The sequence below is a fragment of the Microbacterium schleiferi genome, from assembly GCF_038150145.1.
GTDB lineage: Bacteria > Actinomycetota > Actinomycetes > Actinomycetales > Microbacteriaceae > Microbacterium > Microbacterium schleiferi_B.
The window spans coordinates 93,156-118,297 of sequence record NZ_JBBWSA010000005.1; the positions used below are offsets into that span (position 1 = coordinate 93,156).

Genomic DNA, 25,142 nt, shown 5'->3' on the forward strand with positions numbered 1-25,142 from the left:
TGCGCGGCGCCTCACACAGCCTGGGCGAAGCTGAGGCCCTCTCGCGCGATGTCATCGGCGAGGTGTGACAGGTTCTCGGGGATCTCCCGCCCCTTCGAGAGCATCGACTGTGCCCACAGTCTGCCGGCCCGGTAAGACGAACGCACGAGGGGGCCTGCCAGCACTCCGAGGAATCCGATGCGCTCGGCTTCCTCCTTGAAGGCGACGAACTCGTCAGGCTTGACCCAGCGCGCGACCGGAAGGTGCCGCGGGGACGGGCGGAGGTACTGGGTGATGGTGATGATGTCGGTACCGGCCTCGTGGAGATCGCGTAGCGCCTGCACGACTTCTTCAGGCTCCTCACCCATCCCGAGGATGAGATTGGACTTGGTGATCAGTCCTGCCCGCCGAGCCTGAGTCAGCACGTCCAGCGAGCGCTCGTAGCGGAAGGCGGGGCGGATCCGCTTGAAGATCCTCGGGACTGTCTCAACGTTGTGTGCGAAGACTTCGGGGCGTGCCGCGAAGACCTCATCGAGCAGCGCCGGCTCTCCGTTGAAGTCTGTCGCGAGTAGTTCGACACCGGTGCCCGGGTTCACGGCGTGAATCTGCCGCACCGTCTCAGCGTTCAGCCACGCACCCCCGTCGGGAAGATCGTCCCGGGCGACACAGGTGACCGTCGCGTAGCGCAGCTGCATCCGCTGCACGCTCTCGGCAACCCGCCGCGGCTCGTCGGTGTCGTACGCCGCGGGCTTGCCCGTGTCGATCTGGCAGAAGTCGCAACGGCGGGTGCACTGGGACCCGCCAATGAGGAACGTCGCTTCGCGGTCTTCCCAGCACTCGTAGATGTTTGGGCAGCCGGCCTCTTGGCAGACCGTGTGAAGACCTTCGTCTTTCACCAGACGCTGCAGTTGGGTGTACTCCGGCCCCATCTTCGCCTTCGTGCGGATCCACTCTGGCTTTCGCTCGATGGGCGTCAGCGCATTGCGGATCTCGAGCCGCAGGAGCTTTCTCCCATCCGGTGCGGTCTGCGTTCCAGCCCCGCCGATGTCGCCCGTCGATCCCGTCCCGCATGTACTCACGCTGCGACCTCCGCGTACTCTCGCTCGAATTCTCTGATGACGGCGGGAAGGATGTCGGCCGGGCTCACCGATGCGCCCGCAACTTCGCTGACGGTCGTGACACCGGCATCCGTGATCCCGCAGGGGATGATGCCGCGGAATCCGGCGAGCGTGTTGTCGCAGTTGACGGCGAATCCGTGCATCGTCACGCCCTTCTCCACACGTACGCCGATGGCCGCCACCTTGTCTTCCGACAGGGGGCGTCGCACCCAGACCCCACTGCGGCCCTCGACCTGGTAGCCCTCGACGCCGTGGTGGGAGAGGGCGGAGATCAGCAGCCGCTCCAGACGCCGCACGTGAGCGACGACATCGATCGGATCGGAAAGTCGCAGGATCGGATAGCCCACGAGCTGCCCCGGACCGTGCCAAGTGATTTTGCCACCGCGATCGACGTCGATCACCGGCGTCCCGTCGGTGGGCCGCTCGTGGGCCTCCGTGCGCTTACCTGCCGTGTAGACCGGGTCGTGTTCGAGCAGGATGAGCGTGTCGGGGCGTGAACCAGCGACGACCTCGCGATGGATGCGGCGTTGCATCTCCCAGCCGTCCAGATAGGGCACCGTCGCGGGAGACAACCCCGCCACCACGACATCGATCACGAAAGCCTCCGGCGTATTATTGGACTCCGTCTAACAATACGCCGGATCCCGGCAACACCGAGCGTGTACCCTTCCCCCATGTCCGGAGGACGACCACACGCGGTATCGCGGGAGTTGATTGCCGAAGCGGCGTGCGAACTCTTCCTCGAACAGGGATATGAGCGCACGACTGTCGCGCACATCGCTCGCCGGGTCGGAGTGAGCCGTTCGAGCTTCTTCAACTACTTCGAGTCGAAGTCCGAGGTCTTCTGGTCGGGCCTGGACGAGAGGATCGGGTTCCTCGACGCGTTCCTTGCCGCTGCGTGCCCGTCATCGCAGCCCGCTGCGGTCGTGGCGGATGCCGTGCGTGAGGCCTTCTCGCGGTTTGCCCCCGATGCACTGGCGCTCGCGCTTGTGAACTCGGACGCGATGGGGATCGTTCCCGAGCTCACGCAGGAGATGGCGACGCGACAGTGGCGCATCGCCACCGCGATCAGTCCTTACCTGCGTCGGACGGGGCAGGATGCGCTCGCAGCCGAAGTATATGCAGCTGCCTATGCGGGCGCGGTGATCGCTGCGCTGCGCGCCTGGGCTCTGGCTGGTGCGGGCCGGGAGCGGCTCGACGATCTCCTTCGTCGCGCCCTGGGAGTGCTTCGCTGATCCCGCAGGGTACCCTCCCGTAGAATCGGACGATCATGGCAACCTTTGGCACGCTCTCGGATCGCCTTACCGAAACCTTCCGCAACCTCCGTACCAAGGGCAAGCTCACGCCTGCGGATGTCGACGGGACCGTCCGTGAGATCCGGCGCGCGCTCCTGGATGCCGACGTCGCCCTGCCTGTGGTGAAGGAGTTCACCGCGAAGGTGCGCGAACGCGCGCTCGGCGACGAGGTCAATCGTGCCCTCAACCCGGCTCAGCAGGTTGTGCAGATTGTCAACGAGGAGCTCATCGCCATCCTCGGCGGGCAGCAGCGCCGACTGCAGTTCGCCAAGACGGCCCCGACTGTCATCATGCTGGCGGGCCTGCAGGGATCGGGAAAGACGACGTTCGCGGGAAAGCTCGCGAAGATGCTCGAGAAGGATGGGCACACGCCGCTTCTTGTCGCGTGTGACCTCCAGCGCCCGAACGCCGTGAACCAGCTCCAGGTCGTCGCCGAGCGGGCCGGAGCCGCGATCTACGCACCCGAGCCGGGCAACGGCGTCGGAAACCCCGTCAAAGTCGCCAAAGACGGCGTCGAGTTCGCGAAGCAGAAGCAGCACGACATCGTGATCATCGACACCGCCGGCCGGCTCGGTGTGGATGCCGAACTCATGAAGCAGGCTGCCGACATCCGGAAGGCGACTGACCCCGACGAGGTGCTCTTCGTCATCGACGCACTGACCGGTCAGGACGCCGTGAACACGGCGAAGGCGTTCCAGGAGGGTGTCGACTTCACGGGGGTCGTGCTTTCGAAGCTCGACGGTGACTCGCGCGGCGGTGCGGCACTGTCCGTTGCATCCGTCACCGGCCGTCCCATCATCTTCGCGTCCACTGGCGAAGGGCTTGATGACGTCGAGCCGTTCCACCCCGACCGGATGGCAAGCCGCATTCTGGACCTCGGCGACATCCTCACCCTCATCGAACAGGCTCAGAGCGCCTTCGACGAGGCCGAGGCGGCCAAGATGGCCGAGAAGCTCGCGACGGAGCAGTTCACGCTCGAAGACTTCCTTGAGCAGATGCAGCAGCTCAAGAAGATGGGCTCGATGAAGAAGATGCTCGGGATGCTCCCGGGCATGGGGCAGATGAAGCAGCAGCTCGACGACTTCGACGAGCGCGAGATCGACCGCACCGAGGCCATCATCCGGTCGATGACCCCGGGTGAGCGGCGCAACCCGAAGATTCTGAACGGATCGCGCCGCCTGCGTATCGCGCGCGGCTCGGGGATGACAGTCACCGATGTCAATCAGCTGGTGCAGCGGTTCGACCAGGCGGCGAAGATGATGAAGACCGTCGCGCGCGGCGGTGTTCCCAACATCCCCGGTATGGGTCCGGTCCCCGGGGGCGGTCGGCCCGGTGCAACTGCTAAGCGCGGTAAGCAGTCCAAGGCACAGAAGGCGCGTCAGGGTTCTCGCTCGGGTAACCCCGCAAAGCGTGCCGCCGAGAACGCCGGGCTCACGACGCAGAATGCAACGCCGACCGGCTCGGGCTTCGGACTGGGCGGAGGATCGCAGGCGCCGAGCGAGGCTGATCTTGCCGAGCTCCAGAAGATGCTCGGCAAGAACTGACGCCCGCGCTGACATCGCGGCGTTGACGCCTCGCCACGGGCCGGCGCTTTCGCTACAATCCGCACGTCATCTGTCTTCATCGGCGAGCGGAACCGAGAATGTCCGTGCTCAGCGGCCAGCACCTGTTCGACCGCGATGTGCCGCGCTTCCTGGAGAGTCCCGCAGGTGTCCTGCCGCCCTATCCTCGGCGCACGTGGCTGCGCTGGACAATGCGCGGCATCCTCGCTCTCCCTCTGGTCATCGCCGTCGTGCGCTACGCGCTGCTGGCTCCCGAGCCGTGGCACGACACTGCCAATCAGTCGCTCCTAGCCCGTGTCCGCGACGGCGCAGGTGCAGCGGATTTCGGGCAGCTCCTCACGACCTTCTCGCCGCCGCTGGGCACACTGCCGGCCGTGGTCCTTCCCTCGGAGTTGCTCCTCGCCCTCGCCGGGGCACTGCTCGGAGGCTTCTTCCTTCAGGGCCTTGATCAGGCGATGTTTCGCCGCGGGCTGCACGGCATCATTCGCCTCGTCGTCCTGGTCTCTCTGCTGATCTCGCCGGTCTTCGTGCTGCTCTCTGCAACCGACATCACGATGTTCGGCGCTGTCGTCCTCTTCGGCTTCGGGCTCATCGACATCGTGCGTTTTGAGAATCTCGCCAACACCCAGGCGGGGTTTCGTGCGGGGCTGCTGCTCGGGGCAGCGGCGATGACCGATGTGCGGGCCATTCCTCTCGTGCTCACCGTCGCGATCGTGGGAACTCTGCTCATCCATTCCCGCCCACAGGCGCGCGCTGCCAACGCGGTAATCGTCGCGTTTCCGACTGTTGCCGTCACCGTCGCGCTTGCCCTTGCCGGCGTGATCATCGGCTCCGGCCCGCTGACCTTCCTCCGTACCGACACGACAAGTGCCGCCCGCGCGATCGAGGCGCTGGTCTCGGATCCGCTCAGCGAGCCGCTCATGCTGTACCTGGCTCCCGTGCTCGTCGTCGCGATCACTGCCGGCGTCTTCGGCTTCGCGCGCTCGGGAGTCATGATGCTGCTGATCGCGGTGGGTGCTCTGGCCGGCGTTCTGGTGGGTTCGCCGCTGATCGCTGTTGCAGCACTCGCCTATCTGCTCGTGCATATTTCGGTCGCCATCCTGCCGACCGAGTCGCCGGCGCAGCACGCGGCGATCGTCGTGATGTGTTCGGTGCTCGTCGGCATCGTCGGGTGGGTTGTCGCCTCGCGACTTCCCGAAGCCCAGGAGTGGTCGGTCGTCTTCACCGGGTTCGGCATCACTTCGCCCAGCGGGGCAACGGATGACAGACATCGATGTGAGCCTCCTGGATGTCGGTTTTCGCGCGGTCGACGCCCGCGAGGGATGGATTCCGCTCGCGGCCGGCGAGGACGGCACGATTCTGGTCGGCGCGTCCCGCGAGCTGAACCCCACGCAGGAGGAAGCGATCTCAGACGATCTTGGGGCGCCGATCGAAGTCGTGCCGGTGAGTCAGCAGTTCATCGTCGACGCCGTGATCGAGGTGTTCGCGGCAGAGTTCGCTGCCGAGGCGGCAGATGGGCTCGCCAACGCGAATCCGGTGCGTTCGGCGCGCACCGTACTCTCGCGCGGCCAGGTGATCGGTTTCGCGATTGTGGCCAGCGTCGCGGTGCTCGGTGCAGTCCTGCTGACCGGAGTGACACTTGTCGTCATCCTCGCCGCCATCAATCTCTTCTTCCTGGCGAGCGTCCTCTTCAAGTTCGTCGTCGCCTTCCGGGGATCCCGCTACGACCTGGTGAACAAGGTGTCGCGGTTCGAGCTGGCGATGCTCGACGAGGACGAGCTCCCGTTCTACACCGTGTTGGTGCCGGTCTTTCGCGAAGAGAAGGTCGTCGCCCAGCTCATGACGAATCTCGGGCGTCTGGACTATCCGCGTGACCGCCTCGAGGTGCTGATCCTCGTCGAAGAGGGCGATGACGCGACCCGGGCGGCGATCGCCCGCTCAGCAGTCCCGGAGCACTTCATCGTCGTGCCCATACCTGCCGGAGTGCCACAGACCAAGCCACGCGCGTGCAACGTCGGCCTCGAGCTGGCGCGTGGCGAGTTCCTCGTGATCTTCGATGCCGAAGATGCGCCTGAACCCGACCAGCTGAAGAAGGCGGTCATCGTGTTCTCGCGCACCGACGAATCGACGGCCGTCGTTCAGGCGTCGCTCAACTACTTCAACGCCCGCGAGAACGCCCTCACCCGCCTGTTCACCCTCGAGTACGGGGCATGGTTCGACTACATGCTCATGGGCCTCGAAGACTCGGACCTCCCCATCCCGCTCGGGGGGACATCGAACCACTTCCGGATGACGGCGCTGCGGCGCCTCGGAGGATGGGACCCCTACAACGTCACCGAGGACGCCGACCTCGGCATCCGCGCCAGTGCGCTCGGCTACCGCGTTGGTGTCGTCGATGCCACGACGATGGAGGAGGCGACCTCGCGCATTCCGCAGTTCATCAAGCAACGCAGCCGGTGGATCAAGGGATATATGCAGACGGCCCTGGTCCACTCGCGGCAGCCCATAGCGCTGATCCGCCGGATCGGCCTCCGCCGGTTCGCTGCGTTCGCGCTGCTGATCGCCGGCACACCCTTCACGTTCCTGAGCGTGATCCCGTTCGCGATCCTGCTCGTGCTCGCCCTTGCGTTGCCGTTCTACGTCGTTCCGGTCGAGGTTCCGCCGATCGTGATCGTCCTGAGCGCTTTGAACTTCCTGCTCGGCTACTCCCTGTTGATCTACATGAACATGATGGGGCCGTACAAGCGGGGGCTTTTCGGACTCGTGCCGTGGGCTCTCCTGAAGCCCCTGTTCTGGATCCTGCACTCGATTGCCGCGTACAAGGCTCTGTGGCAGCTGGTCACCAGGCCGCACTACTGGGAGAAGACCGAGCACGGCACGTCCCGGTTCGCTGCGCCACACGCCGGCCCCGCGGGGCATCCCGATCCGGTGCCGCCCGAGGAGCCATCCGCCGACGAAGAGTCGGAGGTCGAACTCACCCCGGAGGAGCGGGAGGAGCGCAGCGCCGGTGAGCGTCAACGCCGGATGTCGTGGTGACCCGGCCCGCTAACGCAGGGCGTTCAGATGGTCGCGCAGGGTCGGCCCGTCACGGAACTCCGTCACAAGGTGTCGCACTACCGCTCGCAGGTCGCCACCGTTCTCGTCCGCGACCCGCAGTTGCCGCTCGTAGCTCGCTCCGCTGGCGAGGATCTGCTCGACTCCGGCGAATTCTTTGGCGCACTTGAGCTCGACGGAGATCTCGGCGAGATCGTCGAGGACCTCGCGCAGATGCTGGCGAACGGGCGTAAGCGTTCCCTGACGGTCGACGATGATCTCGGCATCCAGGCCGTACCTGGCAGCGCGCCACTTGTTCTCCCTGATGAACCAGGGCTGGATCCCGGTCAGGTCCTCCCCGTCGTCCAGCCGCCGCGAGAAGTGCTCCACCAACACCTGGACGAGGGCGGCGACCGCTGCAAGCTCGGGCAGGGTCGACATCCCGTCGCAGGCGCGCACCTCGATCGTTCCCCAGCGCGGTGCGGGTCGGATGTCCCACCGGACCTCGGTCGCGTCGGCCATGACGCCGGTGCTCACCATGTCACCCAGGTACGCCTCGAAGCTCTCCCAGTCATCGAGCAGCCACGGCAGGCCCGCGGTGGGGAGCTGCTGGAAGACGAGCGCCCGGTTCGAGGCATAGCCGGTTCGGTCTCCTGCCCAGAAGGGACTCGACGCCGATAGCGACTGAAGGTGGGGGAGATAGGTCGACAGGGCACGGATGAGTGGCATGACCTTGTTGACGTCCTCGACACCCACATGGATATGGATGCCCCAGATCATCATGTTCCGACCCCACCACTGGGTTCGCTCGATGAGTGCCTGGTATCGCGTCTTGTTGGTGACCTCCTGGTCATACCATTGCGCGAACGGATGCGAGCCGGCGCACAGCAGGTCGAGGTCTCGCGGCTCGGTCGCTGTCCGCAGGGCGCGGATGCCGTCCACCATGTCTTCGGCTGCTTCGGCCACGGTCGACCCGATCCCGCTGGTCACCTCCACCGTGTTGGTGAGCAATTCGCTTGTGAGCGAAAAACGCTCGAGCTCAATCGTGGGCGCGAGTTCATCGAGGACCTCGGGAGCCCGGCCGGCAAGGTCACCCGTGCTGCGGTCGGCGAGCATGAGCTCCCACTCCAGGCCGACGGAGGAGCGAGCGGATGTCGCAAAGCCGAGCGTCATGGCGTCAGTTTGGCATGCACCGACACTCTCTGACCCGATTGCGACACGGTGCGACGAGTACCCCTCGAGGGCACCTGCGCGTCGTCGGTTCTCGGCATCCGGTCGGATCTGGCAGAATAGAGGGTCGGACCGCGCTCGACCCTCTATCCAGCGCATCCGCCCCCTTTGAGCTTCCGCCGGGTGTGCACCCCACGCTCCAGGCGATCAGTTCGTTCGAATCCACCACACAGGAGAATCGTGGCTGTCAAGATCCGCCTCAAGCGGCTCGGTAAGATCCGTGCCCCGTACTACCGCATCGTCGTCGCAGACTCGCGCACCAAGCGCGACGGACGCGTCATCGAAGAGATCGGCAAGTACCACCCGACCGAGGAGCCCTCGTTCATCGAGGTCGACTCTGCTCGTGCCCAGTACTGGCTGAGCGTCGGCGCCCAGCCGACCGAGCAGGTGCGCGCCATCCTCAAGATCACCGGCGACTGGGGGACCTTCAAGGGTGACAAGAACGCTGTCTCCACGTTGAAGACCGCCGAGGCAAAGCCTGTCTTCGAGGTCGAGACCTCCAAGAAGTCGGTCGTCAAGCCCAAGGCTGAGAAGAAGGCTGAGGAGGCCCCCGTGGGCGACGCCGACGCTGCACCCGAGGCCGCTGAGTCGGCCGAGACCGCAGAAGCCTGAGTCCGTGCTCGCCGCCGCGCTCGAACACGTCGTCAAGGGGATCGTCGACAACCCGGATGACGTGCGTATCCTTTCGTCGGAGTCCTCACGCGGTGAGGTGCTCGAGGTGCACGTGCACCCCGACGACCGAGGACGCGTCATCGGTCGCGGCGGTCGCACGGCCAAAGCAATCCGCACCCTGATCTCGGCACTGGCCGACGGGCGCCGCGTGCGGGTTGACGTCGCGGACGACTGAGGTGGTCGATTCGGACGGGCGCCCCGCGCCGCCCCCTTCGGCAGGAACCCAGCTGCGGGTCGGACGCCTCGTGAAGGCGCACGGCCTGAAGGGTGCGCTGAAGCTTGAGCTGTACACCGACAATCCGGACGGCCGGTTCGTCCCGGGAGCGACGTTCACCCTCCAGGTTCCCGACACCTCGCCCTGGCACGGCAAGCCGTTGACCGTTCGGGAGTTCCGCTGGATGAACTCCCACCCGGTCGCCTTCTTCGAGGGGGTCGACGATCGGACAGCCGCCGAAAGCCTCGTGCGTGCCATCCTCTGGGTCGATGAGGCAGCTGACGCGGCATCCGAGGAAGAGGATGCCTGGTTTGATCATCAACTCGTCGGCCTTGACGTTCGCCGTGATGGCGCCTCGGTCGGCCGCGTGATCCGGGTCGAGCACCTGCCGGCGCAGGACCTGTTGATCGTCCGCGCCGACGCTGATCGCGAGGTGCTCGTGCCTTTCGTCAAGGCGATCGTGCCGGTGGTCGATCCCGCCGCGGGTTACGTCGTCGTCACGCCACCGGCGGGCCTGTTCGAAGACCTCGTCGACGAGGATCCCGAACCGGCGGCATCCTCCGACGATTCCCCCGAGGACCCGGCTGCCGACACCGACGGGAACTGACGTGCGGATCGACGTCGTCACGATCTTCCCCGCGTTCTTCGACGTCCTCGAGGTTTCGCTGATCGGCAAGGCTCGCGAGCGTGGCCTCCTCGATGTCCGCGTTCACGATCTGCGTCAGTGGACGCACGACCGTCACCGCACCGTCGATGACACGCCCTACGGGGGCGGTGCCGGGATGGTCATGAAGCCCGAACCCTGGGGCGAGGCGCTGGACGAACTCGCTCCAGTCGATGCGTCACCTCGGCCGACGATCGTGTTCCCGTCGCCGGCTGGGGAACTGTTCCGCCAGTCGACCGCGCGTGAGCTCGCCCTCGAAGAGCACCTCGTCTTCGGCTGTGGGCGATACGAGGGCATCGACGAGCGCGTGTTCGAGGAGGCCTCCGCGCGCGGCTCGGTTCGCCTCATAAGCCTCGGTGACTACGTTCTCAACGGGGGCGAAGTGGCGGCCATGGCGATGATCGAAGCCGTCGGACGCCTCATTCCTGGGATGGTCGGCAACCCGGCGAGCATCGTCGAGGAGTCCCACGAAAATGGGCTCCTGGAGTATCCGTCGTACACGAAGCCCGCCGTTTGGCGAGATCGCGCCGTGCCCGACATCCTGCTCAGCGGCAATCACGGTGCGATTGCGCAGTGGCGCGCAGAACAACAGATCGAGCGCACCCGGACGCGCCGCCCTGATCTGCTGCCGGAGTGAGGATGTGCCGCTGAGGCGACCCCTCGAGAGCGCTGTGAGTCACCGACTTGTCACACGCGAAAAACCCGCAGGTGTCGTCAGGGCGCCAGAGTGAGAGCGACTCACCCGCCGAAGGGATCGTTGCATGCGCCGCGCCAAGATCGTCGCCACTCTGGGACCTGCGACATCGTCATACGACCAGATCGAGGCCCTCGTTCGCGCGGGGATGGATGTCGCCCGGCTGAATATGAGCCACGGCGAGTGGGACATTCACGAGCAGTCGTACGCCAACGTGCGACGAGCCGCCGACTCCACCGGGCGACCGGTCGGCATCCTCGCAGATCTGCAAGGTCCCAAGATCCGGCTCGGACGCTTCGCCGACGGCCCGCACCATCTCGAGCCGGGAGACATCTTCACGATCACCACCGAGGATGTCGAGGGCACGCGCGAGGTCTGTGGAACGACGTTCCCGCAGCTTGCCTCCGACGTCTTAGCCGGAGACACGCTGCTCATCGATGACGGCGAGTTTCGGCTGCGCGTGCTCGATACCGACGGCATCCGGGTGCGCACCGAGGTCGCGCTCTCGTTCGTGCGCTCGCCCAAGGACGCGCAGCGCGCTCGAATCATCATGGCCGAGGAGAACCGCCGGATCCCGATCATCGCCAAGATCGAGAAGCCGGAGGCTGTCGAGCACCTGCAGGAGATCATCGACGCGTTCGACGGCATCGTGATCGCGCGTGGCGATCTTGGCGTCGAGCTGCCGCTGGAGACCGTGCCGATCGCGCAGAAGAGAGCGATCGAGCTCGCCCGCCGCTGGGCCAAGCCGGTCAGCGTCGCGACCCAGATGCTCGAGTCGATGATCGAGAATCCGGTGCCGACGCGCGCAGAGACCTCGGATGTCGCCAATGCGGTTCTCGACGGCGCTGACGCGGTCATGCTCTCTGGTGAGACAAGCGTCGGCGCGCATCCCGTTACGGTGGTCGAGACCATGGCCCGAATCGTCAGGTCAACCGCGAGGAGACCGGGCTCGAGCGCGTGCCTCAGCTCGGGACGAAGCCACGGACGCAGGGCGGAGCGCTGACCCTTGCCGCCGCCACGATCGCCGACTTCGTCGATGCGAAATTCGTGTGCGTGTTCAGTCAGTCCGGCGACTCGGCCCGACGGATGGCGCGGCTGCGCCACCGCGTGCCGATCCTCGCGTTCACCGATCTGCCGGGAACCCGATCCCGGCTCGCGCTCCGCTGGGGTGTGGAGCCGTTCCTTGTGCCCCGAGCCATCTCGACTGACGGGCTCATCGAACTTCTGGACCGTGTGCTCATCGAGGCCGGTCGGGCCGCGCCCGGGGACGTCGTGATCATGACCGCCGGTGCGCCTCCGGGAACCCCGGGGTCGACGAACAACGTGCGGGTCCACCGCGTCGGCGCCTCCGACGGGTCGTGAACCCGGGTCGAGGTGCAGGCTCAGCTGACCCCGAGGAAGCTCCGGTCGGTGAGGATGACGGGGCCGTCCTCCGTAATGGCGATCGTGTGCTCGGAGTGAGCCCCACGCGAACCGTCGGCGCTGCGTAGCGTCCAGCCATCGGCATCCGTTCGCAGCTGGTCCGTCGACTGCAGAAACCAGGGTTCGAGTGCCAGCACCAGTCCGGCCCGCAGGGGGTACCCCCGGCCGGGCTTGCCGTCGTTGGGAACGTGCGGGTCCCCGTGCATTTCGCGACCGACGCCATGGCCGCCGAAATCCGTGTTGATCGAGAGGCCCTCGCCGTGAGCGACGGCGGCGACGGCGGCCGAAATGTCACCGATGCGGTTACCGATGACCGCTGCACCGATCGCGGCATCCAAGGCTCGCTCGGTCGTGTCGATCAGGGCGAGGTCTTCGTCGCGCGGCGTTCCCACCACGAAAGAGACCGCGGAGTCGGCGACCCAGCCGTCGACGGAGACAGCGAAGTCGAGGGTCACGAGGTCGCCGTCTCGGATGGCGTAGTCGAAGGGAAGCCCGTGGAGCACGGCGTCATTGATCGACGTGCAGATGACCTTGCCGAAGGGGCTCGCACCGAAGGACGGGTGATAGTCGATGTAGCACGACTCGGCGCCGGCCTTGCGGATCATCTCGTGCGCTCGCCGATCGATGTCGAGCAGGTTCGTTCCGACGCGGGTCTCATCGCGCAGGGTCGCGAGCACTTCGGCGACGAAGCGACCAGCCGGTTTCATCGCCTCAATCTCGGCAGGGGTGCGCAACTCGATCATCAGTTTCCTCTCGACCGGTCCATTCTGTCCGATCCGCTCTCGATCGGCTGTGAGGATGCCTCGCATCGCGTGCCTCGGCCACCGGTGGCATGAGCCGGGCGTAGCATCGAAGCATGTGGCTGCGACGCGCCTACTACGGCTGGATGATCCCCGCCGCCTTCGTGCTGCCGCTGTGGCTCTTTGTCGGCTGGATCGCCTTCAATGCCGGCGCGTGGGCCTTGCTGTGGGTCTTGCTCATGGCCATTCCCTCGGTACTCATCGGCCAGCTCGTGCTGACACTTTTGGTCAGGGCGCGTCCCACGGCTCGGGCTGCGCGAGCAGTGTCGTGGTGGGATGTCGCAGGCTTCACGGTGTGGCACGCCCTCACCATCGCGCTCGGCTTCTTCGTGGCTGCCTGGTGGTTCCCGGTCTTCCTGCTCACGGTGGCCGTCGGGCTGTCGCTGTTCTGGCTGATGCTCTGGCAGCTGTGGCGCGAGGCGCGTCCGGGACTGTCGACGCTGCGAAGCGCGTCTGGAGTGTCCTACATCCCGCCGTCGCCGTCGACTCCGCCGCGCCGTGAGGACCCCGAGGTCATCGTCATCACCGAGCAGCAGCCGCGTTCCTGACGGTTTTGTTCGCGGCGGCTGTCGTGGCAGAATAGCTGTTTGTGCCTTGACGGATTCTGCCTCAGGGGAATCCACCGCCGGTCTCGACCGCGGTTCGGCACGCCTCATCCTTTTCTATCCACCCGCGACCGACCTGTGGCGGCCGCAGAGAGTAGCGATCATGCAGACCCTCGATATCGTCGACGCAGCTTCCCTGCGCAGCGACATCCCCGCTTTCGGCCCCGGCGACACCGTCAAGGTGCACGTGAACATCGTCGAAGGAAGCCGCTCGCGCGTCCAGGTCTTCCAGGGTGTCGTGCTCGGTCGCTCGGGCGACGGCGTGCGAGAGACCTTCACCGTCCGTAAGATCAGCTTCCAGGTGGGCGTCGAGCGTACCTTCCCCGTGCACAGCCCGATCATCGACAAGATCGAGCTCGTGACCCGCGGTGACGTGCGTCGCGCAAAGCTCTATTACCTGCGCGAGCTGCGCGGCAAGAAGGCCAAGATCAAGGAGAAGCGCGACAACTGAGTCTGTGCCTCTCCACGTGTGCCCCGGTGCCCCTCGGTGTCGGGGCACACGTGTCTGTCCGGGCGTTGCACGTCCCCCGGAAGACCCATCGTGTGACACCCTTGTCTGAGCGTCCGGTATCACCTCGGACGGATTGGATTGCTGCATGACTTCCGACGCTGAGGCACCCGCGGAACCCGTAACACGGGCACAGCGGCGTCGACAGGGGGGCAGACGCGGCGGTTGGGTTTTCCTGCGCGACGTACTGGTCATCATCCTGATCGCCGTCGTCGTTTCGGCGCTGGTGAAGACGTTCCTGGTTCGCTCGTTTTACATCCCGTCGGGGTCCATGGAGGACACGCTTCAGATCGACGACCGCATCCTTGTCGACGAGCTCACACCGCGCTGGAACGGGTACCAGCGCGGTGACATCGTCGTGTTCCAGGATCCGGGTGGGTGGCTTCCTCCGAGTGTGCGCCCGGCCCAGTCTCCGTTCGTCGAGGGCATCGACTGGCTCCTCACTCTCGTCGGTCTCTCGGTCTCGGATTCCGAAGACCACCTCATCAAGCGGGTCATCGGGGTTCCGGGCGACCATGTCGTGTGCTGCAACGCTCTCGGACAGATCACGCTCAACGGTGTTCCGATCGACGAGTCGGCGTACGTCAAGCTTGACCCGGGTCAGACGGCGCCAAACCCCGTGCCGTTCGATGTCGTGGTTCCCGACGGGAGCCTCTGGGTTCTCGGTGACAACCGAGACCACTCCAAGGACTCGCGATTCAACCAGGACCAACCTGGCGCCGGGTTCGTGCCGATGGAGAACGTCGTCGGTCGCGCATTCGTGACCACGTGGCCGATCTCGCGGTGGGGAATTCTTGCTCCGCACAGTGAGGTATTCGCTGGCGTTCCCGCAGGCGAAGGAACCGGCGCGCAGTGACCGGGGCGTCGCGAGCGGTCCCGCGCCTCACCCTGGAGCGGCAGCTGTTGCGCGAGTACGACCTCGTCATCTCGTGCGACGAGGTGGGTCGTGGTGCCCTCGCTGGTCCGGTCGCCGTGGGTGCCACCGTGACGGATGCCGCGCTCTCGCGCCGCCGGGTTCCCGAGGGCCTGCGCGACTCAAAGCTCATTCCCGAACCGCGCCGCGCGGAATTGGCTCGACGCGCTGCGAGCTGGGTCGTCGACAGTGCTGTCGGGTGGGCCAGTTCAGCCGAGATCGACGAGGTCGGCATCCTGCCCGCCCTCGGGCTCGCTGCCAGGCGTGCGCTGGCGGAGCTCGCCGCCCACGGTGTGGACATGTCGCGCGCGATCGTCGTCCTCGACGGGAACCACGACTATATCTCGCGGGCTGCGGGCCCTCGACTGACGGTCCGCCCCGTGATCAAGGCCGACCGCGACTGCGCCGGCGCGGCGGCAGCATCCGTGATCGCCAAAGTCGCGCGGGACGAGCTCATGGTGGGTCTCCACGGCGATCTGCCCGCCTATCAGTGGATCCGGAATAAGGGCTACGCGAGTTCCGAGCACCGTGCCGCGATTCTCGAGCACGGGGTGAGCGACCACCATCGGGTGTCGTGGGCCTTCGCGGGAGCTCCAACGCTCTTCTGAGGCGCCCGTGCGTGCTCGACCGTGGTCGCGCGCCGCATCCCGGGAACTAGGATGAAAGCACCATGGATGACGAGGTCTTCGAGGACTACGACCGCGAACTGGAACTGGCGCTGTATCGCGAGTACCGGGACGTCGTACACCAGTTCCAGTACGTGATCGAGACAGAGCGACGCTTCTACCTCGCCAATGACGTCAACGTCGTTCGCCGGGACACGGAGCACGACTTCTACTTCGAGATCACGATGAACGACGTCTGGGTGTGGGACATCTACCGCGCCGATCGTTTCGTGAAGTCCGTGCGCGTGCTCACCTTCAAGGACGTCAACGTCGAGGAACTTCAGCGGGGCGACTTCCAGCTGCCCGACGAGCTCACGCTCGACAGCTGAGCGTCCTTCCTCCCCAGGCGCATAGTTCCCGAGCTTCTTCGCGTCTCGCCCCGATCCTCGCTGTCGCCGATGAGCGCGCGGCGACGCTGGAGGAATGGCACGCAAAGACGAACTCGGCAGAGCGGGTGAAGACGCCGCCGAGGCCTACTTTCGGGCTCGAGGCTTCGAGATTCTCGATCGCAACTGGCGCTGCCCCATCGGTGAGATTGACCTGGTGGTCGCCGATGCCGACACTGTCGCGATCGTCGAGGTCAAGACGCGACGATCCGCGGCCTTCGGGCATCCGTTCGAGGCGATCGACGCGCGTAAGCTCCACCGGCTGCATCAGCTGGCGCGCGAGTGGCGCACCGCCCACCGCGATCTAGCCGGCAACCGCCACGTACGCGTGGACGGGCTTGCGATCACCGGTGATCCCGCGGCGCCGCTGCAGATCGAACACCTGCGAGACCTCGCATGAGCCTCGCCCGCACCTGGGCGATCTCGCTCGTGGGAATCGAGGGGGTCGCCGTCGAAGTCGAAGCCGATCTTTCCGATCAGCTTCCCGACTTTCGCATCATCGGGCTTGCCGACCGTGCGCTCGGGGAGTCCTCTCAACGCGTGCGCAACGCCTGCGCCAATAGCGACGTTCCGCTCCCGAGCAGGCGCCTGACGGTCAATCTTTCGCCGGCGAACCTACCGAAACACGGCTCGGGGTTCGATCTCGCGATCGCTGTCGCTGCCCTGGCTACACAACTGCCGCTGTCTGCTGATGCGCTCATGCGTACTGCGCATATCGGTGAACTCGGCCTCGACGGAAGATTGCGACCCGTGCCCGGCATCCTTCCCGCCGTCATGGCCGCAGCTCGCGCAGGTCTCGAGACCGTCGTCGTGCCGCGAGCGAGTGAAGATGAGGCGGCGCTCGTTCCCGGAATCACGGTGGTAGGTGCGACGAGCCTCGGCGATGTGTTGTCGCGCCACGGGATCGATGCGCGACTCCCCGAGGCCGACCCGGTTGACTCGTTTGCCGGCGGCGATACAGCGGAGGAGACCCTGGACCTGTCCGATGTGGTCGGACAGGATGACGCTGTGGCCGCCCTCCTTGTCGCGGCCGCCGGTGGCCACCATCTGCTCATGACCGGTCCGCCGGGCGCCGGAAAGACGATGCTTGCGCGGCGACTCCCCGGGATTCTGCCGCCGTTGGATGACGAGGCCGCCCTGGCTGCGGCATCCATCCGTTCGCTCTCGGGAAGAGCTGTCACCCAGCTCTCGCGCGTCCCGCCGTTTGAGGCGCCGCATCACAGCACAAGTGCTGCAGCTCTCGTCGGGGGTGGATCTCGTACGCCGCGCCCCGGCGCGATAGCACGAGCAAGCGAGGGCGTGTTGTTTCTGGACGAGGCTGCAGAGTTCGCCACCTCGGTGCTTGATGCGCTGCGTCAACCCCTCGAATCCGGGCACATCACCGTCCATCGGGCCGGATACACGGCATCCTTCCCCGCGCGCTTTCAGCTTGTCCTGGCGACCAACCCGTGTCCGTGCGGAAACCGCGGGCTCCGGGATGCCGTGTGCGAATGCCCATCACAGGCGATCAGGCGCTACCAGAACCGACTGTCGGGGCCGCTTCTTGATCGCGTCGATATCGAGCTGACTCTGCTGCGGGTAGGTCGCGTTCCTGAGGCACGAGGATCGCTGGACTCGGCCCAGGCCCGGGCTCTGGTGGTCGAGGCTCGAGATCGGGCTGCGCGACGCCTCTCGAATACCCCGTGGCGGCGGAATGCCGACGTACCTGGCACGTGGCTTCGCTCCGGCGCTGGGGCGCTCCCGCCCGCGGTTCGCGCCCCGCTCGATGGTGCCCTGGCGCGGGGCAGTCTGACGCTGCGCGGCTACGACAGGGTTCTGCGGGTGGCCTGGACGCTCGCCGACCTCGAGGGGGAACGGATGCCGACACCCGACCACATCGGGCGCGCACTATTCCTGAAGAGAGGAACCGTTTCGTGATCGATCCACAGCGCGCTCGCGATGAGCTCGGGCCGCTCGTGACAGGCCCACTCTCCGACGACGACATCCTCGATCGGTACGCCCGCGTGGTCTGGAACAGCCTCACTGAGCCGGGCGACGCGGCAGCCGGGATCCTGACGGGGTCGCTCGGAGCTTTTGACGCGCTCGGGCGGGTGCGGCGAGGGGACATCAGCGACAGCATTCTGGAGCCGAGCGAGGCTCGTGCGGCACTGCAACGGTGGGAACCGAGGATGCGGCCGGGTACGGTGTCCGGGGTCTTGCGCACCGCCCGTGCCGCTCGACTGCGTCTCGTGATCCCTGCCGACGAGGAGTGGCCTGATGCTGTCGACGACCTGGGGGTGCACGCACCCCTGGCGCTCTGGGTTCGCGGTGACCCGCGATCCATCGCGGCGGCGTGCGCTGGTGTAGCGATCGTCGGAGCGCGTGCTGCCACGTCCTATGGCGAGCATGTCGCGGGGGAGTTCGCCGCGGAACTGACCGCTTCCGGAATCCCCATCGTGTCGGGCGCGGCCTTCGGTATCGACGCCGCCGCTCACCGGGCGACCCTCGCCGGTGGCGGCTGCACGATCGCCCTCATGGCTGGCGGTCTGGAACGGGCTTATCCGCAGGCTCACACCGATCTTGTCGAGCGCATTGCCGCGACCGGTGCAGTCGTGAGCGAGGTTGCGCCGGGCTCTGCTCCCACAAAGTGGAGGTTTCTGCAGAGAAACCGGCTTATCGCAGCCCTCTCAGCTGCGACAGTCGTCGTAGAAGCCGGGTGGCGCAGCGGCTCGCTTAACACCGCGCATCACGCGAGCGCCCTGGGCCGCCCGATCGGAGCAGTGCCGGGGCCGGTCACCAGCGCAGCGTCGGCGGGTTGCCACCGGCTCCTGCGCGAACTCGAAGCGACCTGCGTCACCACCGCCGCCGAGGTTCGCGAGCTGATCGGCTGGGGGGAACTCCTTGGCGCAGGCGACGGCGAATCCGCCGCGCGCACCACTGACGCCACCCGCATCCGCGACGCTCTCAGCGTCAGGGTTTCGCGGACGCCTGTCGAGATCGCACGGCGCAGCGGTCTCGCTATCGCCGACGTCCAGTCTCACCTGGGAATCCTGCACCTGGACGGAGTCGTGACGGCTGACGCGGGAGGCTGGCGTCTGGCGTGAGAGGCTCGGGGTGAGGAGGTCAGGCAGCGATGACACAGCAGACAGGCAAACGGTGGCGTCCGGTGATCGCCGCGCTAGCGAACCCCGACGTTCGCGTCGCCTTCGGCTTGTTGCTCATGGCCGGAGACGTTGCTGGCTATCTCGATGCGAAGTCACCGTCGCGGCGCGAGCACATCGTCCGGGTGCTGACCGCGTCGGGCGCAGTTCGCGTGGAAGAGGGCGGGCTGGAGCTTGAGCCGACGGTGTTCGCCGACATCCTTGCCGATGCGTCGCCACGAAAGGCAACGGATATCGGAAGGTTCCTCGTCGACGGGCGCATCACGCAGTACCCGGCGTCGCTACGCGAGCGTGATGATCTGTTGCGATGGGTTGTAGGGCGCGTTCTCGAGCACGGTGAGACGGTCTCGGAACCTGTTCTCACCGGCCGGTTGCGCGTGCTCGTCGATGACACCGCACTCTTACGGCGCTACCTCGTCGATGCCGGCCTTGTTGACAGGAGCCGGGATGGGGCTGCGTACACGCTCCGGGGTGACGCCGCGGATACTCCGCCTTCTTGAGCTGGCGACTGCGGCACCTCGCGCCACACCGCCTTGGCCGCCGTCGCCGCTTAGTCAGCTGAGGCATCCTGTCTGCATGGACATCTCCGAGGCGGCAGAGCGCTACCTGCGCTACGTCGCCGACGTACGCCGGCTGTCTTCCGCAACAGTGCGCGCGTACCGGTCGGATCTCGCCAACCTCGCCGATGCTGTGGGCCCCACCCAGGTACAGGATGTCGATCTCGAGATGCTGCGGAACTGGATGTGGCGCGCGAGCGAGCGCGGCGACGCTCGGTCCACCCTCGCGCGGCGTGCTGCTGCGGTGCGCACCTTCTTTGCGTGGGCACTGGATGCGAACCTCATCGACACGGACCCTGCGGTGCGCCTCGTTGCGCCCAAGCGCGGGCGCACCCTCCCGAAGGTTGCTTCGGCCGACGGGCTCGCGCAGCTGCTCGATGAGCTCGGGCGGTCAGCAGGAGCCGGCGGCGACGCGGTTGAGCTGCGCGATCACGCCATGCTCGAGCTGCTCTACGGGGCAGCGCTGCGCGTCTCAGAGCTGTGTGCTCTGGATCTGACGGATCTCGACAGAGGGCGCCGGACCGCCCGCGTCTGGGGGAAGGGGGCGAAAGAGCGGGTCGTGCCGTACGGGGGGGCTGCGGCGCGCGCACTGGACGCCTACCTTGTGCGAGGCCGGCCGGCACTTGCCGTCACCGAGACCGCCCGCAGTGCCCTCTTTCTCGGCGTTCGCGGTGCACGCATCGGCTCGCGTACGGTCTATGACGTCGTTGCTCGACGCGTCGGCGCGCTTACCGGGGGGAACGTCGGCCCGCACGCTCTGCGACACTCTGGTGCCACCCACCTCCTCGATGGTGGCGCCGACCTGCGCTCGGTTCAGGAGATGCTCGGCCACGCAAGCCTGGGTACGACGCAGATCTACACTCATGTCTCGAGCGAGCGACTGACGGCGAGCTACCGTCTCGCGCACCCACGGGCGTAGGCGGGCATAGCACCACCCACTGCGTCTCGGACGATCCGCACTTCCCGCGTAGGGTTATCGCATGCATGCTCCGCGCCGTACGCTCGGTGTCGCCCTGGCCGCAGGCTTGATTTTCGCGCTCGCCGGATGCATCACGCTCCCGGGACCCCGTGCCACCGTTATTCCGACGCGTGGAGCTGTGACCCCGGTTCCCTCGCCCTCCTGGGAGACGCTGGCACCGACTCCGGCGCCGACAGCAACGGTCTCTCCGACATCGGCGCCAGATGCGCTCTGCGTGAACGGGAGGGCTGTCCTCGCAGGCAACGATGTCGTGTTCTCACTGACGGGCGACTGCGCCGACGTGACGATCGCCGGTAACCGCATCGTCGTGCAGATGAGCGGGTCAGCGGACACCGTGTTGCTCCAGGGAAGCAACAACGATGTCACGATCGGCGCCATGGGCAAGGTACGCATCGAGGGCAACGACAACACCTTCGTCAGCGGCCCGATCGAATCGCTGCAGATCGCTGGAGACCGCATGCGGATCGACGCCGACGGTGCGATCGGCGACATCACGGTCAACGGCAACGACAACACGTTCAGCGCGCCCGGGTACGGCACGATTCAAGACAACGGCGGCAGAAACGTCTTTGGTTGATCCGGTCGCCCACGGCTGATCTTCTCTCGGCTAGCCACAGCACGGGAGCAGAACAGCTCGGGGCACGCCGCCCAGCAGCACCATCGGATTGATGTACTCGCCATTCCAGCGCACACCGAAGTGCACTGCTCCGGCGGGCGTGTGGCCGCCCTCGCTCACGGCACCGACCTCTTCACCTCGCGCGACGCGGTCGCCCGCTGACAGGGGCGAGGTCACGGGTTCCAACGTCGTCACGAGCCCGTCACCGTGGTCGATCGTGATCAGATCCCGGTCGACCACGCGGCCGGAGAACTGCACGACCCCTGCTGCGGGCGCACGGACAGTTCGGACGCCGAACAGCGCCAGATCAACGCCACGGTGACCCGGCCCGTAACGATGCGCCGGGGCGACGTACGCGGTGAGGATGCGAAACCCGGAGACGGGCCAGACCCATTCATCCGCCACCAGCGCAGGGTCCGCTGATCGCATCGCGTGTGTGTCCGCTGCGATCGCTGGCGCAGCCGACGCAGGGACGGATGCTCCTAGTGCGACCGCAAAAGTAAGCGCGAGGACGGTGGGCAGAACGAGTCGAGAGGGTGACATGTCAGTCAGCATTGACGCTGCGCTGATGGCCTCGGGCTGCCGGTGCCGCGCCGGGGAACAGGCGCCGGCGGGAGTAGGGCTGGGGAGGAGGCCTCGCGCCAACGCATCGCGTATCTGGCGGCCGCCGCCGCTGGTACACTGGGAGGGCATCCCGATCTCGGGGTGACTTCGCGTGCCCAGAGCCTGGCTATCAGTCAGGTGGCACGACTTCCATCGGTCTGAGCTCGCCTGAGCACAGCCGAAGCGTGTCGGGCGCCAGGATCGTCGGTCGCCGACTGACGAGATCAACCGTAAGAGACGCGGATCCGCGTCAGCAAAGGAGTACGGCCATGGCCGTCGTTACGATTCGCCAGCTGCTCGACAGCGGCGTGCACTTCGGACACCAGACCCGCCGGTGGAACCCGAAAGTCAAGCGCTTCATTCTCACGGAGCGCAGCGGCATCCACATCATCGACCTGCAGCAGTCGCTGACCTACATCGACAAGGCGTACGAGTTCGTCAAGGAGACCGTCGCCCACGGTGGCACGATCCTCTTCGTCGGCACCAAGAAGCAGGCGCAGGAGGTCATCGCCGAGCAGGCGACCCGCGTCGGTCAGCCCTACGTGAACCAGCGGTGGCTCGGTGGCCTCCTCACCAACTTCGTCACCGTCTCCAAGCGCCTTCAGCGCATGAAGGAGCTCGAAGAGCTCAACTATGACGACCCGGCTGCGAGCGGCTTCACCAAGAAGGAACTGCTCATCAAGAAGCGCGAGCTCGACAAGCTTCACAAGTCGCTCGGTGGTATCCGCAACCTGCAGAAGACTCCCTCGGCAATCTGGGTCGTCGACGCCAAGCGTGAGCACCTCGCGATCGACGAAGCCAAGAAGCTTGGCATCCCCGTGATCGGCATCCTCGACACCAATGCCGATCCCGACGAGTTCCAGTACCCGATTCCTGGCAACGACGACGCGATCCGTTCGGTGGGCCTGCTCACGCGCATCATCGCGGATGCTGCCGCTGACGGTCTCATCCAGCGCCACCAGCCGGCAGGCGAGGCCGAGGCTGCTGAGCCGCTCGCCGAGTGGGAGCGGGAGCTTCTCGAGCAGGGCGCGCCGATCGTGACCGACGTCGCCGAGGTCGAGACCATCGCGACCGAGTCCGAGGCCGACGAGGCCGGCGCAGCGGCGCACGAGGCCGTCGCCGGTGACGCGGACCCCGCCGCCGACACCGAGGCCAAGTAAGCCGATCGACATCGCTCCGGTGGCGCCAATGCGCCACCGGAGCATCCACGAGAACTCACCACGAACAAGGAGCCACCACCCATGGCAAACTTCACGATTGCCGACATCAAGGCGCTGCGCGAGCAGCTGGGCACGGGAATGGTCGACACCAAGAAGGCACTCGAAGAGGCTGACGGCGACGTCGAGAAGGCCGTCGAGATCCTGCGTCTGAAGGGCGCGAAGGGCAACGCGAAGCGTGCCGACCGTTCCACGAGCGAGGGCCTGATCGCCGCCCGCGAGCTGGGCGGCAAGGTCACGCTGATCGAGCTCGCGTGCGAGACCGACTTCGTCGCGAAGAACGAGCGCTTCGTCGCTCTCGCCGACAAGGTCGTCGATGCTGCAGCCGCGATCGGTGCGAACTCTGTCGAGGAGGCCCTGGCTGCTTCCGCAGGTGCGGGAACCGTCGAGCAGCTCATCTCGGACGAGGCAGCGATCATCGGCGAGAAGGTCGAACTTCGCCAGGTGCGGACGATCGAGGGCGAGAAGTTCGAGATCTACCTGCACAAGACCAACAAGGACCTCCCGCCGCAGGTGGGCGTCGTGTTGGCCTACACCGGTGACGACGCAGAGACCGCTCGCGCGCTGGCGCAGCACATCTCCTTCGCGAACCCGTCGTACCTCTCGCGCGATGACGTTCCGGAAGCCGACGTCGAGAAGGAGCGAGAGATCGTCACCGAGATCTCGCGCAACGAGGGCAAGCCCGAGGCTGCACTCCCGAAGATCGTCGAGGGCCGTGTGAACGCCTACTTCAAGCAGGTCGCCCTGCTCGACCAGGACTACGCCCGAGACAACAAGCTCTCGGTCGCCCAGGTGGCGAAGGACGCGGGCCTTACGCTCACTGACTTCGCTCGATTCAAGGTCGGCGCGTAAGCATTATGTCGAAAGGGTCCGCACCATCCAGTGCGGGCCCTTTCTGATGTGCTTCGGTAGGTTGTAGTCGACAAGAGGAGACGTACGTGGCGGATGAATCAACGGGGCGCCGGCGCGTCCTGCTCAAGCTTTCGGGGGAAGCTTTCGGGGGAGGGCAGCTCGGGGTCAATCCCGATGTCGTCAGCCAGATCGCGCGTGAGATCGCTGCGGCGGTCGACGAGGTGGAGATTGCCGTCGTCGTCGGTGGCGGTAACTTCTTCCGTGGTGCCGAACTCAGCCAGCGAGGTATGGACCGCGGCCGGGCTGACTACATGGGGATGCTCGGCACCGTCATGAACGCGCTGGCGCTGCAGGACTTCCTCGAACAGGCCGGGGCGGCGACGCGCGTGCAGTCGGCGATCTCGATGACTCAGGTGGCTGAGCCCTATATCCCGCGCCGAGCAGAGCGTCACATGGAAAAGGGGCGCGTCGTGATCTTCGGAGCAGGCGCCGGACTTCCCTACTTCTCAACTGACACGGTTGCGGCCCAGCGTGCGCTCGAGATCGGTGCGAGCGAGGTTCTCGTCGCGAAGAACGGCGTAGACGGCGTCTACACCGCGGATCCGCGGAAGGACCCGACCGCGACCCGCATCGACCGGATCACATACCTTGACGCGCTGCAGCGAGGCTTGAAGGTCGTCGACTCGACAGCCTTCAGTCTCTGCATGGACAACGGCATGGACATGCGAGTATTCGGCATGGAGCCCGAGGGGAACGTCACGCGTGCCCTCCTCGGCGAATCGATCGGCACGGTCGTCACGGTCGGCTGAAGGCCTGCCGACTAGACTGTGCAGGTCACACGCAGTAAGGAGTCGCCGTGATCGCGGATGTCTTGACCGATGCCGGAACCCGCATGGATCGTGCTGTGGAGGCCGCGAAGGATGACTTCGCGACCGTTCGCACGGGACGCGCAAACCCGCAGCTGTTCCAGCGGATCATGGTCGACTACTACGGCTCGCCGACCCCGCTTGCTCAGCTCGCGTCGCTGAACAATCCTGAGGCACGCACTCTGGTGATCAATCCGTACGACAAGTCAGCGCTCAAGGCAATCGAGCAGGCGATTCGGGATGCCCCGAACCTCGGCGCGAACCCCACGAACGATGGCACGATCGTGCGCGTCACGATGCCGGAGCTGACCGAGGAACGGCGCAAGGAGTTCGTGAAGCTCGTTCGCACCAAGGCCGAGGATGCAAAGGTGCACGTGCGCGGCATCCGTCGTAAGGCCAAGGACGACCTCGACACTCTGAAGAGCGACATCGGGGAAGACGAGCTTGCTCGCGCCGAGAAAGAGCTGGATGCGCTCACGCGCGCCCACGTCGACCAGATCGACGAGGCGCTCAAGCGCAAAGAAGCTGAGCTACTCGAGGTGTAACGGTCGA

Annotated in this window: 28 protein-coding genes and 1 pseudogene; 23 read left to right on the plus strand and 6 right to left on the minus strand. The window is 66.2% G+C overall.

The window, feature by feature from the left end:
* Positions 1 to 11 precede the first annotated feature (11 nt).
* A complete protein-coding gene (gene lipA, locus AADH62_RS06890) occupies positions 12 to 1,025 on the minus strand; it encodes a lipoyl synthase (RefSeq protein ID WP_341578947.1) in 1,014 nt (337 codons plus the stop codon).
* A 29-nt stretch (positions 1,026 to 1,054) separates the two neighbouring features.
* Positions 1,055 to 1,693: a lipoyl(octanoyl) transferase LipB gene (gene lipB, locus AADH62_RS06895; protein WP_341578814.1), complete on the minus strand. Its 639-nt coding sequence runs from the start codon at positions 1,691 to 1,693 to the stop codon at positions 1,055 to 1,057.
* A 78-nt stretch (positions 1,694 to 1,771) separates the two neighbouring features.
* Here lipB and AADH62_RS06900 point away from each other — a divergent pair, with 78 nt between their 5' ends.
* Together AADH62_RS06900 and ffh are read left to right on the plus strand one after the other, a co-directional pair.
* Positions 1,772 to 2,332: a TetR/AcrR family transcriptional regulator gene (locus AADH62_RS06900; protein WP_341578815.1), complete on the plus strand. Its 561-nt coding sequence runs from the start codon at positions 1,772 to 1,774 to the stop codon at positions 2,330 to 2,332.
* A gap of 35 nt (positions 2,333 to 2,367) precedes the next feature.
* A complete protein-coding gene (gene ffh, locus AADH62_RS06905; RefSeq protein WP_341578816.1) occupies positions 2,368 to 3,936 on the plus strand; it encodes a signal recognition particle protein in 1,569 nt (522 codons plus the stop codon).
* Positions 3,937 to 4,241: 305 nt separating this feature from the next.
* On the opposite strand, the gene AADH62_RS06910 is transcribed toward ffh, so the two are convergent.
* Positions 4,242 to 5,225 carry a hypothetical protein gene (locus tag AADH62_RS06910; protein ID WP_341578817.1) on the minus strand — a complete coding sequence of 328 codons (984 nt, stop codon included), beginning with the start codon at positions 5,223 to 5,225 and terminating at the stop codon, positions 4,242 to 4,244.
* Between AADH62_RS06910 and AADH62_RS06915 the strand changes: the two genes are divergently transcribed.
* Positions 5,215 to 6,990: a glycosyltransferase gene (locus AADH62_RS06915; RefSeq protein ID WP_341578818.1), complete on the plus strand. Its 1,776-nt coding sequence runs from the start codon at positions 5,215 to 5,217 to the stop codon at positions 6,988 to 6,990. The two genes, AADH62_RS06910 and AADH62_RS06915, sit on opposite strands and share 11 nt — an antisense overlap.
* Positions 6,991 to 6,999: 9 nt before the next feature.
* Here AADH62_RS06915 and AADH62_RS06920 read toward each other — a convergent pair whose 3' ends face one another.
* Positions 7,000 to 8,160: a glutamate--cysteine ligase gene (locus AADH62_RS06920; RefSeq protein ID WP_331791529.1), complete on the minus strand. Its 1,161-nt coding sequence runs from the start codon at positions 8,158 to 8,160 to the stop codon at positions 7,000 to 7,002.
* A gap of 237 nt (positions 8,161 to 8,397) precedes the next feature.
* Between AADH62_RS06920 and rpsP the strand changes: the two genes are divergently transcribed.
* The 5 genes and pseudogenes from rpsP (at position 8,398) to AADH62_RS06945 (ending at position 11,823) form a co-directional block, all read left to right on the plus strand.
* Positions 8,398 to 8,829, plus strand: coding sequence for a 30S ribosomal protein S16 (gene rpsP / locus AADH62_RS06925; protein ID WP_331791530.1), 432 nt, complete (start codon positions 8,398 to 8,400; stop codon positions 8,827 to 8,829).
* Between the two features lie 4 nt (positions 8,830 to 8,833).
* Positions 8,834 to 9,064 carry an RNA-binding protein gene (locus tag AADH62_RS06930; protein ID WP_228178146.1) on the plus strand — a complete coding sequence of 77 codons (231 nt, stop codon included), beginning with the start codon at positions 8,834 to 8,836 and terminating at the stop codon, positions 9,062 to 9,064.
* A gap of 1 nt (position 9,065) precedes the next feature.
* Positions 9,066 to 9,710, plus strand: a complete 645-nt coding sequence (gene rimM / locus AADH62_RS06935) for a ribosome maturation factor RimM (protein WP_341578819.1) — start codon at positions 9,066 to 9,068, stop codon at positions 9,708 to 9,710.
* Position 9,711: 1 nt separating this feature from the next.
* Complete coding sequence (trmD, locus tag AADH62_RS06940) at positions 9,712 to 10,404, plus strand: tRNA (guanosine(37)-N1)-methyltransferase TrmD (RefSeq protein ID WP_228178148.1); 693 nt, start codon at positions 9,712 to 9,714, stop codon at positions 10,402 to 10,404.
* 124 nt (positions 10,405 to 10,528) lie between these two features.
* Positions 10,529 to 11,823, plus strand: a pseudogene (locus AADH62_RS06945) (pyruvate kinase).
* A 20-nt stretch (positions 11,824 to 11,843) separates the two neighbouring features.
* On the opposite strand, the gene map reads toward AADH62_RS06945, so the two are convergent.
* Complete coding sequence (gene map / locus AADH62_RS06950; RefSeq protein ID WP_341578820.1) at positions 11,844 to 12,626, minus strand: type I methionyl aminopeptidase; 783 nt, start codon at positions 12,624 to 12,626, stop codon at positions 11,844 to 11,846.
* A 113-nt stretch (positions 12,627 to 12,739) separates the two neighbouring features.
* On the opposite strand from map, the gene AADH62_RS06955 reads away from it, so the two are divergent.
* The 11 genes from AADH62_RS06955 to AADH62_RS07005 all read left to right on the plus strand — a co-directional run bounded on the left by AADH62_RS06955 (position 12,740) and on the right by AADH62_RS07005 (position 21,013).
* Positions 12,740 to 13,231 carry an MFS transporter permease gene (locus tag AADH62_RS06955; protein ID WP_341578821.1) on the plus strand — a complete coding sequence of 164 codons (492 nt, stop codon included), beginning with the start codon at positions 12,740 to 12,742 and terminating at the stop codon, positions 13,229 to 13,231.
* A 160-nt stretch (positions 13,232 to 13,391) separates the two neighbouring features.
* Positions 13,392 to 13,739, plus strand: a complete 348-nt coding sequence (rplS, locus tag AADH62_RS06960) for a 50S ribosomal protein L19 (protein ID WP_228178152.1) — start codon at positions 13,392 to 13,394, stop codon at positions 13,737 to 13,739.
* A 145-nt stretch (positions 13,740 to 13,884) separates the two neighbouring features.
* Complete coding sequence (gene lepB, locus AADH62_RS06965) at positions 13,885 to 14,652, plus strand: signal peptidase I (RefSeq protein ID WP_341578822.1); 768 nt, start codon at positions 13,885 to 13,887, stop codon at positions 14,650 to 14,652.
* Positions 14,649 to 15,317 (plus strand): ribonuclease HII, encoded by a 669-nt coding sequence (locus AADH62_RS06970; protein ID WP_341578823.1) that lies wholly within the window; start codon positions 14,649 to 14,651, stop codon positions 15,315 to 15,317. The genes lepB and AADH62_RS06970 overlap by 4 nt, the downstream gene beginning before the upstream one ends.
* Before the next feature lie 62 nt (positions 15,318 to 15,379).
* Complete coding sequence (locus AADH62_RS06975; RefSeq protein WP_195691615.1) at positions 15,380 to 15,703, plus strand: DUF2469 family protein; 324 nt, start codon at positions 15,380 to 15,382, stop codon at positions 15,701 to 15,703.
* 94 nt (positions 15,704 to 15,797) lie between these two features.
* A complete protein-coding gene (locus tag AADH62_RS06980; RefSeq protein WP_341578824.1) occupies positions 15,798 to 16,160 on the plus strand; it encodes a YraN family protein in 363 nt (120 codons plus the stop codon).
* Positions 16,157 to 17,677 (plus strand): YifB family Mg chelatase-like AAA ATPase, encoded by a 1,521-nt coding sequence (locus AADH62_RS06985; RefSeq protein ID WP_341578825.1) that lies wholly within the window; start codon positions 16,157 to 16,159, stop codon positions 17,675 to 17,677. Before AADH62_RS06980 ends, AADH62_RS06985 begins: the two co-directional genes overlap by 4 nt.
* Positions 17,674 to 18,843: a DNA-processing protein DprA gene (dprA, locus tag AADH62_RS06990; RefSeq protein WP_341578826.1), complete on the plus strand. Its 1,170-nt coding sequence runs from the start codon at positions 17,674 to 17,676 to the stop codon at positions 18,841 to 18,843. The genes AADH62_RS06985 and dprA overlap by 4 nt, the downstream gene beginning before the upstream one ends.
* Positions 18,844 to 18,872: 29 nt before the next feature.
* Positions 18,873 to 19,400 (plus strand): DUF2087 domain-containing protein, encoded by a 528-nt coding sequence (locus tag AADH62_RS06995; RefSeq protein WP_341578827.1) that lies wholly within the window; start codon positions 18,873 to 18,875, stop codon positions 19,398 to 19,400.
* Between the two features lie 76 nt (positions 19,401 to 19,476).
* Positions 19,477 to 20,376 (plus strand): tyrosine-type recombinase/integrase, encoded by a 900-nt coding sequence (locus AADH62_RS07000; RefSeq protein WP_341578828.1) that lies wholly within the window; start codon positions 19,477 to 19,479, stop codon positions 20,374 to 20,376.
* 61 nt (positions 20,377 to 20,437) lie between these two features.
* On the plus strand, positions 20,438 to 21,013 hold the full coding sequence (locus tag AADH62_RS07005; RefSeq protein WP_341578829.1) for a DUF3060 domain-containing protein: 576 nt from the start codon (positions 20,438 to 20,440) through the stop codon (positions 21,011 to 21,013).
* 30 nt (positions 21,014 to 21,043) lie between these two features.
* Here AADH62_RS07005 and AADH62_RS07010 read toward each other — a convergent pair whose 3' ends face one another.
* Positions 21,044 to 21,457, minus strand: coding sequence for a M23 family metallopeptidase (locus tag AADH62_RS07010; RefSeq protein ID WP_341578830.1), 414 nt, complete (start codon positions 21,455 to 21,457; stop codon positions 21,044 to 21,046).
* A gap of 467 nt (positions 21,458 to 21,924) precedes the next feature.
* Between AADH62_RS07010 and rpsB the strand changes: the two genes are divergently transcribed.
* The 4 genes from rpsB (at position 21,925) to frr (ending at position 25,135) form a co-directional block, all read left to right on the plus strand.
* Positions 21,925 to 22,815, plus strand: coding sequence for a 30S ribosomal protein S2 (gene rpsB / locus AADH62_RS07015; protein WP_341578831.1), 891 nt, complete (start codon positions 21,925 to 21,927; stop codon positions 22,813 to 22,815).
* An 81-nt stretch (positions 22,816 to 22,896) separates the two neighbouring features.
* Complete coding sequence (gene tsf, locus AADH62_RS07020) at positions 22,897 to 23,724, plus strand: translation elongation factor Ts (protein WP_341578832.1); 828 nt, start codon at positions 22,897 to 22,899, stop codon at positions 23,722 to 23,724.
* An 86-nt stretch (positions 23,725 to 23,810) separates the two neighbouring features.
* The gene (pyrH, locus tag AADH62_RS07025) at positions 23,811 to 24,533 is read left to right on the plus strand and encodes a UMP kinase (protein ID WP_292712555.1); all 723 of its coding nucleotides are present in this window, start codon (positions 23,811 to 23,813) and stop codon (positions 24,531 to 24,533) included.
* A gap of 47 nt (positions 24,534 to 24,580) precedes the next feature.
* The gene (gene frr, locus AADH62_RS07030) at positions 24,581 to 25,135 is read left to right on the plus strand and encodes a ribosome recycling factor (protein WP_341578833.1); all 555 of its coding nucleotides are present in this window, start codon (positions 24,581 to 24,583) and stop codon (positions 25,133 to 25,135) included.
* The last annotated feature ends 7 nt before the right edge of the window (positions 25,136 to 25,142 follow it).

Bases quoted from the DNA above. Each gene is read 5' to 3' on its own strand.
- AADH62_RS06900 (WP_341578815.1), top strand. From the start codon at position 1,772: ATGTCCGGAGGACGACCACACGCGGTATCGCGGGAGTTGATTGCCGAA.
- ffh (WP_341578816.1), top strand. From the start codon at position 2,368: ATGGCAACCTTTGGCACGCTCTCGGATCGCCTTACCGAAACCTTCCGC.
- AADH62_RS06915 (WP_341578818.1), top strand. From the start codon at position 5,215: ATGACAGACATCGATGTGAGCCTCCTGGATGTCGGTTTTCGCGCGGTC.
- AADH62_RS06910 (WP_341578817.1), bottom strand. From the start codon at position 5,225: ATGTCTGTCATCCGTTGCCCCGCTGGGCGAAGTGATGCCGAACCCGGT.
- AADH62_RS06920 (WP_331791529.1), bottom strand. From the start codon at position 8,160: ATGACGCTCGGCTTTGCGACATCCGCTCGCTCCTCCGTCGGCCTGGAG.
- map (WP_341578820.1), bottom strand. From the start codon at position 12,626: ATGATCGAGTTGCGCACCCCTGCCGAGATTGAGGCGATGAAACCGGCT.
- AADH62_RS06955 (WP_341578821.1), top strand. From the start codon at position 12,740: ATGTGGCTGCGACGCGCCTACTACGGCTGGATGATCCCCGCCGCCTTC.
- rplS (WP_228178152.1), top strand. From the start codon at position 13,392: ATGCAGACCCTCGATATCGTCGACGCAGCTTCCCTGCGCAGCGACATC.
- lepB (WP_341578822.1), top strand. From the start codon at position 13,885: ATGACTTCCGACGCTGAGGCACCCGCGGAACCCGTAACACGGGCACAG.
- AADH62_RS06975 (WP_195691615.1), top strand. From the start codon at position 15,380: ATGGATGACGAGGTCTTCGAGGACTACGACCGCGAACTGGAACTGGCG.
- AADH62_RS06980 (WP_341578824.1), top strand. From the start codon at position 15,798: ATGGCACGCAAAGACGAACTCGGCAGAGCGGGTGAAGACGCCGCCGAG.
- AADH62_RS06985 (WP_341578825.1), top strand. From the start codon at position 16,157: ATGAGCCTCGCCCGCACCTGGGCGATCTCGCTCGTGGGAATCGAGGGG.
- AADH62_RS06995 (WP_341578827.1), top strand. From the start codon at position 18,873: ATGACACAGCAGACAGGCAAACGGTGGCGTCCGGTGATCGCCGCGCTA.
- AADH62_RS07000 (WP_341578828.1), top strand. From the start codon at position 19,477: ATGGACATCTCCGAGGCGGCAGAGCGCTACCTGCGCTACGTCGCCGAC.
- AADH62_RS07005 (WP_341578829.1), top strand. From the start codon at position 20,438: ATGCATGCTCCGCGCCGTACGCTCGGTGTCGCCCTGGCCGCAGGCTTG.
- rpsB (WP_341578831.1), top strand. From the start codon at position 21,925: ATGGCCGTCGTTACGATTCGCCAGCTGCTCGACAGCGGCGTGCACTTC.
- tsf (WP_341578832.1), top strand. From the start codon at position 22,897: ATGGCAAACTTCACGATTGCCGACATCAAGGCGCTGCGCGAGCAGCTG.